This window comes from Enterococcus sp. DIV1420a (assembly GCF_051712165.1).
In the GTDB taxonomy this organism is placed as follows: Bacteria; Bacillota; Bacilli; order Lactobacillales; family Enterococcaceae; genus Enterococcus; species Enterococcus faecalis.
The window spans coordinates 707,448-721,626 of the sequence record NZ_JBIOOI010000002.1 but is presented as its reverse complement, the minus strand read 5'-3'; the positions used below and the strand labels follow the sequence as shown (position 1 = coordinate 721,626).

Sequence of the window (14,179 nt, the reverse complement as noted above, 5' to 3'; positions counted from 1 at the left end):
CATCAATGCTAAATATAATTCGTTATGACACTCATTCACTAAACCCCTTTTTCATTAAAAAATTGAGTTGCCTGCGTATAAATTTCATGTTTTGCTAAGTCAAATTTACTTCCCATTAAATTTTTTACTTGATCTTGTTGGAGTGGTTCATCTAATAAAAGTAATTCTTTTCTAAATTCATGGCACGCATTCGAGATAGTGAAGAAAGCATCAAAATAGCGTCTTTTTTGTTCTGATTGAAATTTTTCATCAAAAACTTGTTGTAACTTGTTTTTAAATTCGCTGTACGCTTTTTCTTGCGATTGACTGTCATTTGTCATTAATTCACCTCAATATTTATCATTACTTTTCCCTTTTATAATTTAAACTGGGTACTCTTCAAAATAAACTTTCTTTTCAAAACCCTCATAAAACTTTAGATCATAAACTCGAACTAATTGATCCAAAAAACTATCTAATAATTTCAAAATTGTTTGTTCACTTTCAAAATAAGACTCCTCTAGCAATAAGAATTGAATAAGATTATGACATGTTTCATCAAACAACGTTAAGTACAATTCATTATAGTAAGCGAAACTTTGCCAACCACGATATATACGAATTCTTCTTTGCAAAAATGATCGATATTTTACTTGTTTCTGCTCCATTTTTTTCGACAGACTACTCATTAACTTACAAGACACCACCTTTCACTTATTTTTCAAAAGCTTCCATTCTTTTATATGTGAACTACTCACCACTTCAAGCGTTAAAAACTGTCAGGTTTAGCTAAGTGGTGAGTAGTTCACTTGCATACCATAAACCTCTTCTAATAATGTATTTCTTTCAAATTACCACTTTCTTTATGAAGAAAAATAACACTACTCTTCAGCCGCCTTTCGACTAACCAATTCATTGGGTTCAATCTATGACTTTTTAATAACTCTTTTTCTTTTCTAAATGGGCACTTTCCATGCTTCATTTAACCACTCCTATTCTTTATTATTAATGTCTATTAGCAAGCTTTGCCGACACAAATTAATAATAAAAAGGGCACTCGTTAGAATGCCCTTAATAACTAACAATCGGTTTACCGATTTATCCAAATACCGTTTTCTTTCAGTAAATTATTTTTTTTCTTGTTTTTCTTTTTCTTGAGGTGCTGGCGTTGGTTTGACAATTCCTACTTTTTTAATCCCTACTGCACGCACTTTAAAGGCTTGTTCTGTTTGTATATCGTCATTATACCCTTTATAAGCATTAAGCCACCCACGAGCCGTTACATGTCCAGTCAACTCGATTTCATCATCATAATTGATACCACTAACGTCATAGTCTGAATCAATTGCAATTTCTACTTGGTCATTTAATTTGCTAGAATAAACCGTTACTCTTTGTTCACGAACTTCGTCAGTAATGTTATTTTCACCATCTCGTTCGTTAATAGCAACTACTTCTAAGAAATTCATCGTACCGAATGTTCCTGTTACATCAAAATTTTCAATCGTGTTATTTTCAAATGTTAATCCCATTATTTATTACCTCCTACAACTTCTAAACGTTTTGCATAAACTACCATGTCAATTGAGCGACTATTCCCAATGTTATTACGCTTTACATTGATTCGTGCTACTGGATCAATTAGTTTTATTTCTTCACGACCATTAAACATTTGTGAGTTTCGTAAATGAGGAACAAAAATTTCAAAGTCACGTTGTTTTTCACTTGAAGCAGCAAAAACACGGCCTCTAACTTTCGCACCATCCACCTTAATATCACGTTCTGATTTAAAAGCAGCTTTAATTTTACTTCCTAAATTTTTATCACTTAATGCAATTTCTTGAATTCTACTTGACACAATAATTTCCTTCTTTCAATTAATTTTTATTAAAGCAATCATGTTATTGGAAAATACCCAAATCCTTGATTGCCTCTCTTTTTAACTCTTTTGCTTCTGCTTCAGATAAACTTTCTAAATTGCCATAGCCATTGAAACGAAGATAGTCATCATCCCAGCTACGAATATTGCCAAAATAAACCATTCTAGCCGCTTCATATGGATTTGGTATTAGACAACGAAATTCTCCTTCTTCAAATTCAAAGAAATCAACTCCAATTTCATAATCTTTTGTAGCATCAATTTCCTTAATTAAATGAAGCAAACGCGACACCTCATATTCTCCACGCCAAAGACCAGAAGCATTATCTACATCAAATACTCCTAATTCTAACTCGGCCGCTTGACCAGGATTGAAACGTTCTAAATATTCTTTATGAATACGACCATAGGAAGAATTGGCCAACTCTTCGACAGAGAACCAGCGACCCACTGAAAAATTATTCGGATAACTTCCAATAAAAAATTGATCCTTTTCAATTAATTCTCGTACATCTACTGTGCTCATTATTTTTGTACCTAACTAGTATCAGCACTAGCCTTTCTTTGTATTTTTCAAATCAAAAAAGCCGCTCTTTACATTCGAAAGATCGACTGCTATTTTAGCAAACTAAAAATATACTTATACATGTTAAAAATTTTTTCGAACTAAAAAATCATCACCTCCCTCACTTACTTGCTTTTTTATGAATCCTCTTCAGAATCACCATTAATATATGGAAACATTACACCCAAACTAAGCGCATAAAAGAACAAATAAAAAAGAGCAAGTACAGAGAACGCGAATCTAAAAAAATGATCTTGCCAAACAGTTGCTTCTGCTATATCATCAAATAACCCCGAAAAAACAAAAAATATAAGAACAGCATGAGGGATAAGAAATAATAGAACACGCAAAACGTAACACACAATACTGCCAATTAATTTCAATAAAACTCAACTCCTATCAATATTTAAAAGAAAGGTGAATTACCAGATGATATTTAAGGTGATATTTAAGATGATATTTAATAAGAAAAACAAAACAAAAATAATTGATGCTTATAAAAACCATAGCGACATTCTAGCAAACTTTTGTATTCTCTACTTAATATCATTTTTTTCTTTTGCGATTGTTATTTATTCATTCTCTTTTTTTAACAACTTAACTACCAAATCAATATACAAAATACTATTTTGGTGTTTTGCACTTTCATTAACAGCCATTTCTGTTTTTTTAAATAAATCTATTAAAAAGAAAAAGAAAATAAAATTATTTATTTTATCCGTTAAAGAGTTACTAGCTGTTTTAACCTTACTCTGCACTATTCTCACACAATTCGCAGATTTAACTGTTATTGATAAGATCAATCACCCAGAATTCTCTAATTTTATTTTTAATTGGACCATACAAGGCTTTTTATTTGGAAATTTATACTTTTCTTTACAATGTTATTATTTTATTTTTATTTGGTTGAAATTAGAGTTTAAACACAACTAAATCCAATCGCTCAGTCAGCCGAATCCTGAATAATAGGACAAAAAGCAATCAATACAACAAAAATAACAAACAACAGATACCAAACAGAAAACGAGAATAATCCAAAAAAGAACAGCCAAGAGAAATGCGTCACCTTAATTCTTAAAACATAAATTAAAGAATAGAAAAACAATGTATTCACCGTGTTGAAAAATAAGAAAACAACTATATACCAACACATTTTTTTGTCCCATTTATTCATTTTCAATCCTCCTAGAAAAACAAAACCTGACAGCATTTAGGATCAGTTGTCTTTTTATACGTTCGCTGTAAAAGTTGTTTTCTTAACAAGCGACTTACAAGGGTTAAACGCTCCATATTAGTTAACTTGACAGCAGGCTTCCCATTTTTTTCACGTTCTAAATTATAGCTCTTTTCTATATCTGACATAGCGAAGGCTTTTTTCTCACGTTTCATGCCTTCAACAAATCTCTCAGCGAAAAGTAATACTTCTTCTTTCATGACTTCCCTCCTTTGCTTTTTGAATACAAAAAAAACAGACTAGAATGTCTAATCTGCTTTACTCATTATTTTTATTTAATTCTCTTAATAGATAATTTCTTACTTGATAGAGCTGTTCGATATAAATTGGCACATCTTTTTGAAAGATTTTCATTAACACGGCATTATTTTTTCTTACATACGAGTGCGATATGAAATTTCTAAACCGTTTCATGTCTTTCCAATTAATATGGGAAAATTGTGTGCGTGTTTGTTCAGATATTCTATTTTGAGAAAGTTGTTCTCCTGCTTGTTCAAGTTGAAAAGATAAATTATCAATTACCATTTCATCTTGCAAATTTAATCCTAACTTTTTAAAGCGTTCCGTATATTCTTCGATTTTAGAAAATCGATCAATCATGATTTCTATATAAAATAAATCACTTTGTACTTGTTCTCTCATGCAACTTTTACCTTATCCTTTTCAAACTTTGGTGCAAATCTATTTTCAAATCTTGTCGCAGATTCATAAACATTTTCTATAAAGATAACATCGACCTCTTTTTGAAAGACACTCTCTAACTCATCTATAAAAGAAAAGTAATGTTCTATTAAATAGCCGTCCTCATCACCTCTAACAGCAAAATCTAAATCACTCTGTTCATCTGCTTCATTTCTAGCATACGAACCAAACAAATACATTTCAAGAACGCCATATTTCTTCGCGATTGGTTTGACTATTGCTTTAATTTGTTCGACGGTATATATCATGAGTGACAGCTCCTTCCCTTTTTCTTTTATTATATCACGATTTCAAAAGAGGTGGAAACTACGATATTTTTAAATACTTTTTTATATGATAAATTAATATATTTTGTCTTTCTATTCTTTTTTTATTTACTTTTAAAATAAGTTTTCATCATTGTTAATTGATCACAAAGAGTGTTTAAAATAACGGGATCATTAATCAGTATCTCCTCTTTTTTACTTCAAAATAATAAAAACACCTATTTCTTGTTAAAAAATAGGTGTTTCATTCCTGTTTTAAAAAAGAATGGACTAGGACATATTTTTCTATGAATAGTCACTCGGTCGTATAATCTTATTATTTAAGGTTATCTTACAACGCTAGACATAACACTGGACGCGGCACTCGACGCCACTGGAATTAATGATTTTAGATAATCAAACACTTGATTGGTTAATTCCGGAAAAACAACTTTTGCCACGGTAAAAATAATGGCACTAATCAATACGGTATAAATAACCCAACTTAAAATACTCGTTTCTCTTTCCATGCTAATTTCCTCACTTCCTAATTTTATTTTTTATTGTTCTTTTTTAAAACCGACCTAGCGCCGCTAAACAGTTAAGGTGGCTCTAAAAAGAAAGCGACCAAACGCTGATTTTGGTTACTCGTTTCATCATAACTACTATGAATAAACATCCGACGGTCTCCTTTCTAAAATTTTGTCGGACGGTTCATTAAAAAATCAGCCACCTTCTCTAACAGTTCCGGGTGATAATGATTAACGACCACAGCTACAACTCCGACAAAAAAACAACTGATCATAAAAATCATCAGACCTTGGGTCTCTTCTTCCATTAGGTTCGCCTCACTCTCTTTTTACCGCACTTGTGAAGTTGCCATACCCGTTACCGTTTGGGTTACTTCTTTAGGTGCTGGCAGATAAGTAGGGAACGTACAAGTAATTTCATAAGTCACGCGTTCGCCAAAGCCCACTTTTTTTCCTAATTGTTTACTACTGATTTTGTAATGCCCATGGCTTTCATTGGCTTCATACTTAGCTAAATAGGTTAAAGCATTAGGCGTCAAACCACCATTTTGTTCAATGGCATAATTGACTTGTTGCTTATAATTAGAAATATCTGATAAGGCAATCCCGACGCTCCAGGCACCTAAAAATAAAAATATGGCCATGGCACCAATTAATAGTTTAAAGAACAATGATACATAGCTATCCATAGAGTCCCCCTCATTTCATTAATAAATTCCCTTTGATAATTTCCCACACAAAAGCCCCCATCATACCAAACATAGGCACCCCTAATGAGAAAACAACGAACATCGGATACTTCCCAAAACGCCGCACTTTCATATCAACAATTTCTTTTACTCCCGCAAATAATTCATCATTGGCTAAGCGGCCTAATTCTTGAATAATCGTAGGATCATCTGAACTTTGTTGAAAATAAAATAAGGTGGTCATAAAGTTTATGGCCTCGTCCGTGCCGCTACAATTTTCTGCAAAGTGAATAAAGGGTTCAATTTCATTAGGGTAGTCATTCATATCAGTTAATAATTGATACAATGGCTCTTGTAAGCTATCCCCTTCAATCCGTTTCGCTAAATGACTAAAGATGGCATATAGGCTCTTTCCTTGGTTTTCTACTAACAGATAGGGAATCAACATCCGACAAAACTTAGAAAAGGAAACTTGTCGCACAAATGAGAAGTTTTTATAGCGGCTAATCAATCGTTTGCGTTGGTCGAACCAGAAAAGAATACCTAACAAAAAGCAACCGCCTAAACCATAAAGACCCAACAATTTAAAAAGACCAATCCCTAACCAAAAACAAAGCAGGCTAAGGCCAATCCGCTTTAATTGGAAAGTATTGATCTCTTGTTCTGAATACCCCATTTTTTCACCCATACGGTAAATAATGGGTTCGCTTATTTTTCTTAGAAGCTTACTCATACCGTCACCTCCATAATTTCGTCATCATAAAAACAGTGACATGATTTATGCAGATGGAGCGTTAATACAAGCATATAAAGCCCGCTGGTAATCCAACCAATCAATGAATGGGCAAAGCTTTTAAGATAGACCTCATAGCCCAGTGGGAAAAAGTGAAAGATCAGTAAAATAGCACTACTCATGATTACGTAGAGGACCAATTGGTCCACAATTCTTTTTTTACGTTTCATAAATTGCTTGGTTTGTTCCCGCAACTGATTATGATAGGTTTTAATATCACGAATCATATCAATATTGGTGCGACCTTCTAACGCCACGGTCTCCACTTGTTCAATAAACAAACTAAATACCACATCGTTATTATATTTTTCTGCAAACCGTTGAAAATGTTGGCTAATTTCATTGCTAGAAGCTTCTTGTAGTTCAACTAACAACTGGTCTAAATCTTCTCTAAATTCGCCCTCACAACGTTCTGTTGCTCTTTGTAAAGCAATAAACCAACTCATAGTAGGATCGGAGAGTAATTGAGTTAAATTGTTAATAAAACGATTGCGCTGATCAAAGGCCTTGTGCATATAGAATCGGCGAATGTTTAAAGGAAACAACACACGGTATCCGTAAAAAGCATAACCCAGACCCACCAGCACCATCAGTAACCAACTGTTTAACAATAAGAAAATCATGACACTACCAAAACAAGCCGGCAGAACAATGTTCAAGAAATAATCTTCTTTAGCAATCGGCCGCCCATAAGCAATTTTATAGGCGTTTAATTCATCAATGGCGTACCGTTTTTTCTTTTGAAACATGCCCTTCCTCCTCCCCGATATCAAAGGTCACCCCGTAATCAACAAAGCGTTCTTCTAATTCACTTGGTAATGCAGTACAAAAAGTCGGGTATAAACGCCCATCCTTCGTACAACGTTGTGAAAACAAGGGATAGTCCTTTTCTGGGGTAATATACATAATTTCGTTAATATAACGAATCTTTTTGCCATTTACTACCCGCACACTTACTTGAACTCCAATATCAATGTATTTCTTTATATTGCGCAAAAAACGCTCTTCATTGACCGGAAATTCTTCTAAAATCATACTTAAAATCCGATCAGGAATATCGCTCGCTGACACCGCATGAATCGTAGTGATACTTTTATGATCCGTCATTATTCCCTGTAGCCACTCATAAGCTTCCCGGGCATACCGCATTTCTGTGACCATGATCCATTTTGGGTTGTTACGTAGTCCTGCTTTGATCAATTCACTAATGCCAGTCTTTTCTCCGCTATGCCATGCTAGAATGTCTTTTTCCGGGAATAACTCTTTTACGTGTGATTCTTGGACGTCTTCCACTAACGCAATCCGTTGCCCAAAAGGAATCGCCTGGATTAATAGTTTTTGACACTCCGTTTTACCAGCGCCAGTTTCACCAGATAACACCACATTACACATACTTTGTACACACGCTTGTAATAAGCTTAACGCCCTTATGGGCGCCATTTCCGGGAAATTTTCTTCGGTCAGGACTAACGCACTACGAGAAATCCGAAAGGCCACGGTTAAACCAACCGTTGATAAACTACTATGAACGGCATTCACCCGTAAATTATGGAATTGGATATCTAACACGGGGTCTTTGGTAGTAAATTCTTTCCCGCTAGCATTCGCTAACTTATGAACAATTTTTTCCATGTATTCAAAAGGAACCGGCGTATCATGTATCCATTTGCTTACATTCGATTCAATCACTAATTCCGTACCGTTATAAACAATGTCCGTAATCGTTGGGTTTTGTAAGACCTCTTCAATGACCCCTAACCCAACGCTTTCTCGTAAAATCTTATCTACTAGTTCATTGTGTCCTTCTAATTCAGCTTGAAACTCTTCTAAGATAATCTGACGTAATTCTTTTTTAGCTTTCTCACTGGTTAAACAAGCAATTTTTAAACGGGCATATCGTCTACGAATACCATCGTTCACCGCTTGAATAATTCTTGCTTCTATTACTGGATCAAGTGCTGGTGGCTCGGGTTGAACTGGTTTGATTTCTGCTTGTTTTGGCGGCTTAATGGGTTGTTTTTTTGGTTTATCCGCTATTTTTTTAGGCTTTATTGATTTTAAAAAATCCACTGTATCCCTCTTTTCTTCAAACAAAAAGGTACTCAGTTTAAGCACCTTGTTTATCTAACTTATTTTTTGTTTAAAATTTGTTGCTCTATTAGCTATTTTTAATCCATTTTCATTAGCTTTAAGAAAGTGTTACCAAGAGACAGGCAAGCTTTATGACGATATGCCCAAAAGCGAATTCTAAAACCTTTGGAAGAATTAATAACACAAATATGAACAAAATCACGTTGATATTCTTGAACTTTATACGCTAGCAACTTTAAAACCTTCGTATTCCTCAAATTCAATCGGCGACTTTTTACCCATTCTTTTTTAACTAAACGTTTACTTTGCTTCATAGGTTTTAAAAAATCCACTGTATCCCTCTTTTCTTCATAAAAAATAGACCCTCTCATTTTGTGAAAGGATCGCTTACTATTTTTTTCAATGGTGCTTAAAAGCCATGGTGCGTATCCACGACAATCGTGGTTTTATATTCTTTTTTGCCTGCTTTAATAAGCGCTCGAACCGCTTTAATTTGTCCTTTGGTTCCTTTTAAGTAACGGAAAACAACTTGATCAGCCGTTACTTTTGAACCAATTGGCTGAGATAGTTTTTCGACCGTTTCTTTTTCAAACTGTGGTATATCTAAATAAAGCTCACCCACATTTACCCGACTATCGCCTTTGGATACATGCGTGGCTACTTCTGTTTTAACCGTTTCATTTACTGCCAGAAAGACACTGTCTTGGCTATTGGCATTTTGTTGGTAAAACACTAACACCAATCCCACCGAACAAATAAACAATAAGATCCCAAATATAGTGGCTATATCTTTCATTCTGTTTTTTTTCCTTTCAATTATTTGTTTTTTCTTCGTTATTAAACAATTCCTGTTTACTCATCGTTTTCCTCCTCATCGTCTTTGAATAATCGTTTATGGCAATCGTCACAATACCACCATTTGCCGTATGTTGTTTGCAAGGAATCGTACATACTCCCATTGTCTACGTCCTCTAAGTTGCTAGCGTAATACCAAGATTGACCACTCATGTAATCTTTTCGATAAAATATAGTACCTCCACATTTTGGACATTCATTGATTGGTAACTTCATTTTGTCCCTCCTCTTTTCGAATACCCTACATAATCACAAACGGTCAAATATCGCTGTATCGCTTGTGTGGTCTAGGTTTCGTGTGCTTTTTGGGGTTTGGTTAAAACAATCACTCAAACAAATCTAATTGCATTGATCTTTTCGCTTCAAGTGTTTTATTAAACAATTCCTGTTTACTCATCGTTTTCCTCCTCAATTTATTCCTTCACTTTCACAATCTGTACATATAAAAGTTTTTTCTACTTTCGTTGTAAATGTTCTAATTTTGGTTCCCGATTAATATTTGGAAAACATTAATCAAGTAAACGCCCCTCTGAATCATAAGCATGTGTTTTTATAAAAGAAAGGGAATAAAATAGACAAAGTGCCCCTTCAATACACAAACAAATAAAAAACAATAGATACGACCAAGCAACACAAGCAGGTGAAAGTGCTAGTTCTGCATAAGCTTGATAGGCATAAACGTAGAGCGCAAAATAACAAATGGGTTTTATTAGGCAAATCAACACAAAAGCAAATTTGTCATATTCCATCCAATAAGGCTTCTCTACAAAGGAATGGTAGACGAAAGAGAAGATTCGGAAAAGAATGACGCCGACCAACAAGTAGCCTAATACGCTCATTGAACCCCCAAAAAGCAATGGAGGTTGGTATTGTGTCATAAATGCCGGTAATTTAGCCACTAAAACAAATAGAGAAGTTAAAAATAACAGAGTGGTGCTAATTAATCCTGCTCCCCAAAATATGTCACAAAGAAGACACCAAACAAGATATATAATCAACGGTATCAGCAATAAACAAGAAGTGATTAGTAAAAAAGAATCAATATACTGCTGAACATTACCTATAGTGATCTCTACATGACACACTTTCGCTATAAGCAACAAGATATAGGCAAGAAAAGAAAAATACACACCTCCAATAAACCAGTCGTATTCTTCTTCATAAGTAAAAATAAACATTCGACGATCGTCTCCTTTCTCTTTTTTTAGTTTAGTCCCCTAAAGACTAATGACGATCTATTTTTCATCCTTGAACCATTTCAGATCTGATTCGGTAAAGTCTTTAGGTACACCGTTAGGGAATGGATTATCGGAACGAGCCGGTGATAAGATAATTTCATCTTGTTTAATTGATGGTGATTTCACGTGACCAAACATATAAGCTTTAACCGGCAATTGATCCGTTACTTTCACTTGGATTTCATTGACCCCAATGGGCTCTCTTGATTGTAAGATAACGCCATAGTTTCCTAAGTCAATCCACATAGGAACATAGACCTTGCGGCCGCCAGGAACCAAGGGTTCTTTAATCGCTGGATCGTTCTTCTGTTTTTGCTTTTCTGAGAAAACATTTCCCGATTCTTTTTCAAGAAAAACCGTTGGTAATTCTTGTTGACTTAACATTATTTTTTTATCCACTTGGTGTCGAACTGGTTCTAGCGATAATTTAACTTTATTATCAACAATGGGATAGTTTAACGTTTTTTCCATTAACTGTCGGTCTACAAACAAGTCAAAACTTGGTTCTTTGATACCCGTTACTGATAACTGGTTACCATAAAAAGGTCGCACCGTATAATTAAAGCCATATCCTGTTTTTTGATTCTCTAATTTAACATTATGCATGGTGAATTGTTCAATCTTTTTCACCATCGGTTGACCGTAATCTCTTTCAGTCATGATAACCCCTTTATAATCAATGTTTGGTGTGTCGTTAGGGGTAACATTGATTTGTTTTTCCGAAGCCGTGTAACCATCAGTATCGATTTTTTCTGCTTGTGAAACAATCTCTCCAGTTTTCAAACCTAATAACCGCACTACATAATTATGTTGTTGATTCTTCGTTAAGAATTTAGGCGCAATGGTAGTGGTTATTTCTTTAGGCAGATCACGTAACGTAAAGCTTTGTTCATAAACTAATTGCTTAGTGGTTTTATCAGTTACTTGAACCGTTACTTTTTGTTGCGCGTATTCGTTTCTGGTGTCGCTGTATAACACCGTTTTATCAATCAACAGTTTCAGCGGTAACCCTTTTTTAGCATTCGCCGTATGAATTTCAATGTGTTTAAACCCAATATCCATTAAAGGTAAATCGTAATAGAAAGTTACATTGATATTATTCCCACCCACTGTGCCAGTCACTGGATTTGGGGTTAACACACGGTAGGAGTACGTCCCTTTTTTCAAATCTTTTCTAGGATTATACGTGTATTTTTGCCCACGACGCTTCTTTTCAACTGTTTTTGGTACAATCAGAGCATTCGTCCGTTTATCTACATGAGAAATAGTGATCGTACGTTCCAGATCATAATAAAAAACCACTTTATTCCCCCGAGGTTTGACCGTACCAGTCTTGGGAGTAGTGGTTTGTGGAACATAAGTTTTATCTTTTATTCTCAATGGATTAATCGGCTTATAAGAATAGTTACTGCCAATGGTTTTGGTTTCAGTCGTTGTCTTCAATAACTCATTCGTAACTTTATCTCGATGTTCAACAACTATTGGCGCTGTTTTTGTGACTTCAATGTTGATCTGGAAGATATTAGGGTCATTAATGGCTGAAGAAATAACTGTTTGTTGGTGTGGCATTCTATAAGCCACAGGGGTCCCCATATCCCTTGATTTATAAATTTTTAATACACCTTTAGCAGTCGAATTTTTAGTTGGTGTAATAGTTAATTTATTCCCCGAAATAGAGTATTTAACGTTAGCTGAATTTAATCGTTCCGTATCAAATCTAAGTAACCCTGAATTATTAGTATCTGTTAATGTAACTGATTCACCTAATGTCAATTTAATAGTTTTATTATTAAAGCTTGGCTTTTTATGGTAATCCATTACAACATTATTGATTTTTTGTTTAATTGCGCCATAATTGGTCATTAAAGTACCGTTAGGTTTCGTAATAGATGTAATTCTTATTCCATTTACTTCCTCCCAAACTATGGCTTGAGCAACCATCTCAGTATCCATGTCTGTACCGGCATATTTCCACAATACACTAGTTTGTTTTGCTTTATTATTCATGGCCGGTAAAGGCCCCATGGTATATCCAGGTGTGATTGAATTAACAATAATAATACCTGGATCAATACAAAATACTATGTTTCTATTTTTTCCACTAACTGCAAATAAACCCGTTGAAAGAGTACGAAATGGTGTTCCATCAGGATTAGTACCTCTAAAAGAGTAGAGTCGATTCACATCATACTCAATCGTAACTTCTTTTGAATGCGTAATAGCAGCATTGGCGGCAACAGGTAAAAGTGCAACTATTAACAGTTGTACCATTAATAATAGCCATATCCAAAGCTTTCTTTTAGATTGTTTTCTTTCCATTTGCTTTATGTGACCCCCTTTAACTTTTAATTACAAACATAAAAAAACAGCTTCCCGATTATAGAAAGCTGTTTTTATTAATATGTGTTGTGTTATTACTCTTAATGATAAGGTTGAATAAAAGCATCACCATCATCCCAATAACCAAAATATCCATTATCTGAAATCCAATCCATTAATTCAGGACTACCAATTGGATATGGTGTAGGAATCCAACCATTTTCTTTTGATACACCAAATACTTTTTCATTGAAATTTTCTACCGTCAATTCAGCTGGTAACTCTTTTGAAGCTGGTTGAGTTGGTGTTGCTTCAACTGGTTTCGGTGCTGGCGTTTCTGCCGGTGTCGTAGTTGGTGCTGGTGCCACCGGTTGACTTTGTGGATCAGGTGTTGCAGTGATATTGCTTCCAGTATCACCAGGTGTTTCTGTGTTAATTGGTGTCGCAGTATTTTCTAATGCTCCAGGAGCTAAGTCATTCGTTGCCTCAGCTTCAGGCGTTACAGTTTCAGGTGTTACTAATGCTGGTGCTTCTTTCGTATCTTCTACTTTTTTAAAGCTTACTGGTTCCCCAACTGGTTTCTTAGGATCAACTTTATCTTCTTTTTTAATTTCTGATTTATCGACCACTGAGCCATCCGCGTCTTTCACTGTTACCATGTTTCCATCAAAACTAATGACACGACCGACAGGCAAGTTTTTCTCTTCCCCTTTAGCTAAATCAATATGATTGATTTTTGCCAAAGCGTCAACGTTAATATTAATTTTTTGACCAATTGCCCATAAAGTATCCCCACTTTTTAAAGTGTAATCTTTTTGGTCTTTGGTAATTTGAATTTGATCAGGCGTGTTCGCTTTCCAAGTCTCTGCATGTGCATTCGTTCCAGAAAAAGTTAATCCTCCTAATGTGATAGCTGATACAAACAATCCCGCAATGATTTTGTTTTTCATTTTCAATTCCTCATCTTTCTTTTTTATTTTTTTATTTGTTCTAATGTTACAGAACAATTTAAAAACCGTAGTTAAATTTCAATTAATGTTAATTTCGCTCTTACAAACTA

General features: G+C 34.6%; 23 protein-coding genes. 1 reads left to right on the top strand and 22 read right to left on the bottom strand.

Going from position 1 to position 14,179, the window contains the following annotated elements; genetic code table 11:
• Positions 1–38 precede the first annotated feature (38 nt).
• The 7 genes from IGI80_RS14850 to IGI80_RS14820 form a co-directional block, all read right to left on the bottom strand.
• The gene (locus tag IGI80_RS14850) at positions 39–320 is read right to left on the bottom strand and encodes a hypothetical protein (protein ID WP_438724074.1); all 282 of its coding nucleotides are present in this window, start codon (positions 318–320) and stop codon (positions 39–41) included.
• Positions 321–362: 42 nt separating this feature from the next.
• Positions 363–668: a hypothetical protein gene (locus IGI80_RS14845; RefSeq protein ID WP_438724073.1), complete on the bottom strand. Its 306-nt coding sequence runs from the start codon at positions 666–668 to the stop codon at positions 363–365.
• A gap of 140 nt (positions 669–808) precedes the next feature.
• Positions 809–961, bottom strand: a complete 153-nt coding sequence (locus tag IGI80_RS14840) for a DUF6906 family protein (protein WP_438724072.1) — start codon at positions 959–961, stop codon at positions 809–811.
• 145 nt (positions 962–1,106) lie between these two features.
• On the bottom strand, positions 1,107–1,511 hold the full coding sequence (locus tag IGI80_RS14835) for a DUF961 family protein (protein ID WP_438724071.1): 405 nt from the start codon (positions 1,509–1,511) through the stop codon (positions 1,107–1,109).
• Positions 1,511–1,837, bottom strand: coding sequence for a hypothetical protein (locus tag IGI80_RS14830; RefSeq protein WP_438724070.1), 327 nt, complete (start codon positions 1,835–1,837; stop codon positions 1,511–1,513). Before IGI80_RS14830 ends, IGI80_RS14835 begins: the two co-directional genes overlap by 1 nt.
• A gap of 43 nt (positions 1,838–1,880) precedes the next feature.
• Complete coding sequence (locus IGI80_RS14825; protein WP_438724069.1) at positions 1,881–2,384, bottom strand: hypothetical protein; 504 nt, start codon at positions 2,382–2,384, stop codon at positions 1,881–1,883.
• A 176-nt stretch (positions 2,385–2,560) separates the two neighbouring features.
• Positions 2,561–2,806 carry a hypothetical protein gene (locus IGI80_RS14820; RefSeq protein WP_438724068.1) on the bottom strand — a complete coding sequence of 82 codons (246 nt, stop codon included), beginning with the start codon at positions 2,804–2,806 and terminating at the stop codon, positions 2,561–2,563.
• 58 nt (positions 2,807–2,864) lie between these two features.
• Between IGI80_RS14820 and IGI80_RS14815 the strand changes: the two genes are divergently transcribed.
• Positions 2,865–3,356: a hypothetical protein gene (locus IGI80_RS14815; RefSeq protein ID WP_438724066.1), complete on the top strand. Its 492-nt coding sequence runs from the start codon at positions 2,865–2,867 to the stop codon at positions 3,354–3,356.
• A gap of 10 nt (positions 3,357–3,366) precedes the next feature.
• Here IGI80_RS14815 and IGI80_RS14810 read toward each other — a convergent pair whose 3' ends face one another.
• From IGI80_RS14810 to IGI80_RS14740, 15 genes are all read right to left on the bottom strand, one after another.
• Positions 3,367–3,597, bottom strand: a complete 231-nt coding sequence (locus IGI80_RS14810; RefSeq protein WP_438724064.1) for a hypothetical protein — start codon at positions 3,595–3,597, stop codon at positions 3,367–3,369.
• A gap of 11 nt (positions 3,598–3,608) precedes the next feature.
• Complete coding sequence (locus tag IGI80_RS14805; protein WP_438724062.1) at positions 3,609–3,857, bottom strand: hypothetical protein; 249 nt, start codon at positions 3,855–3,857, stop codon at positions 3,609–3,611.
• A 58-nt stretch (positions 3,858–3,915) separates the two neighbouring features.
• Entirely contained in the window at positions 3,916–4,299 is a 384-nt protein-coding gene (locus IGI80_RS14800) for a HepT-like ribonuclease domain-containing protein (protein ID WP_438724060.1), read from the bottom strand.
• A complete protein-coding gene (locus tag IGI80_RS14795) occupies positions 4,296–4,607 on the bottom strand; it encodes a nucleotidyltransferase family protein (RefSeq protein ID WP_438724058.1) in 312 nt (103 codons plus the stop codon). Before IGI80_RS14795 ends, IGI80_RS14800 begins: the two co-directional genes overlap by 4 nt.
• 344 nt (positions 4,608–4,951) lie before the next feature.
• The gene (locus tag IGI80_RS14790; RefSeq protein WP_438724056.1) at positions 4,952–5,134 is read right to left on the bottom strand and encodes a hypothetical protein; all 183 of its coding nucleotides are present in this window, start codon (positions 5,132–5,134) and stop codon (positions 4,952–4,954) included.
• 329 nt (positions 5,135–5,463) lie between these two features.
• Positions 5,464–5,823, bottom strand: a complete 360-nt coding sequence (locus IGI80_RS14785) for a hypothetical protein (protein ID WP_438724054.1) — start codon at positions 5,821–5,823, stop codon at positions 5,464–5,466.
• A 10-nt stretch (positions 5,824–5,833) separates the two neighbouring features.
• Positions 5,834–6,556 (bottom strand): hypothetical protein, encoded by a 723-nt coding sequence (locus IGI80_RS14780; RefSeq protein ID WP_438724052.1) that lies wholly within the window; start codon positions 6,554–6,556, stop codon positions 5,834–5,836.
• Positions 6,553–7,365, bottom strand: a complete 813-nt coding sequence (locus IGI80_RS14775; RefSeq protein ID WP_438724050.1) for a hypothetical protein — start codon at positions 7,363–7,365, stop codon at positions 6,553–6,555. Before IGI80_RS14775 ends, IGI80_RS14780 begins: the two co-directional genes overlap by 4 nt.
• Positions 7,334–8,686, bottom strand: a complete 1,353-nt coding sequence (locus IGI80_RS14770; protein ID WP_438724048.1) for an ATPase, T2SS/T4P/T4SS family — start codon at positions 8,684–8,686, stop codon at positions 7,334–7,336. Before IGI80_RS14770 ends, IGI80_RS14775 begins: the two co-directional genes overlap by 32 nt.
• A gap of 98 nt (positions 8,687–8,784) precedes the next feature.
• Entirely contained in the window at positions 8,785–9,039 is a 255-nt protein-coding gene (locus IGI80_RS14765) for a hypothetical protein (RefSeq protein ID WP_438724046.1), read from the bottom strand.
• Positions 9,040–9,116: 77 nt separating this feature from the next.
• On the bottom strand, positions 9,117–9,503 hold the full coding sequence (locus tag IGI80_RS14760) for a hypothetical protein (RefSeq protein ID WP_438724045.1): 387 nt from the start codon (positions 9,501–9,503) through the stop codon (positions 9,117–9,119).
• Between the two features lie 56 nt (positions 9,504–9,559).
• Entirely contained in the window at positions 9,560–9,778 is a 219-nt protein-coding gene (locus IGI80_RS14755; protein ID WP_438724044.1) for a hypothetical protein, read from the bottom strand.
• A gap of 293 nt (positions 9,779–10,071) precedes the next feature.
• Positions 10,072–10,740, bottom strand: coding sequence for a hypothetical protein (locus IGI80_RS14750; protein ID WP_438724043.1), 669 nt, complete (start codon positions 10,738–10,740; stop codon positions 10,072–10,074).
• Between the two features lie 57 nt (positions 10,741–10,797).
• Positions 10,798–13,119 carry a thioester domain-containing protein gene (locus IGI80_RS14745; RefSeq protein ID WP_438724042.1) on the bottom strand — a complete coding sequence of 774 codons (2,322 nt, stop codon included), beginning with the start codon at positions 13,117–13,119 and terminating at the stop codon, positions 10,798–10,800.
• A gap of 101 nt (positions 13,120–13,220) precedes the next feature.
• Entirely contained in the window at positions 13,221–14,069 is an 849-nt protein-coding gene (locus tag IGI80_RS14740; RefSeq protein ID WP_438724041.1) for a LysM peptidoglycan-binding domain-containing protein, read from the bottom strand.
• Positions 14,070–14,179: the final 110 nt, after the last annotated feature.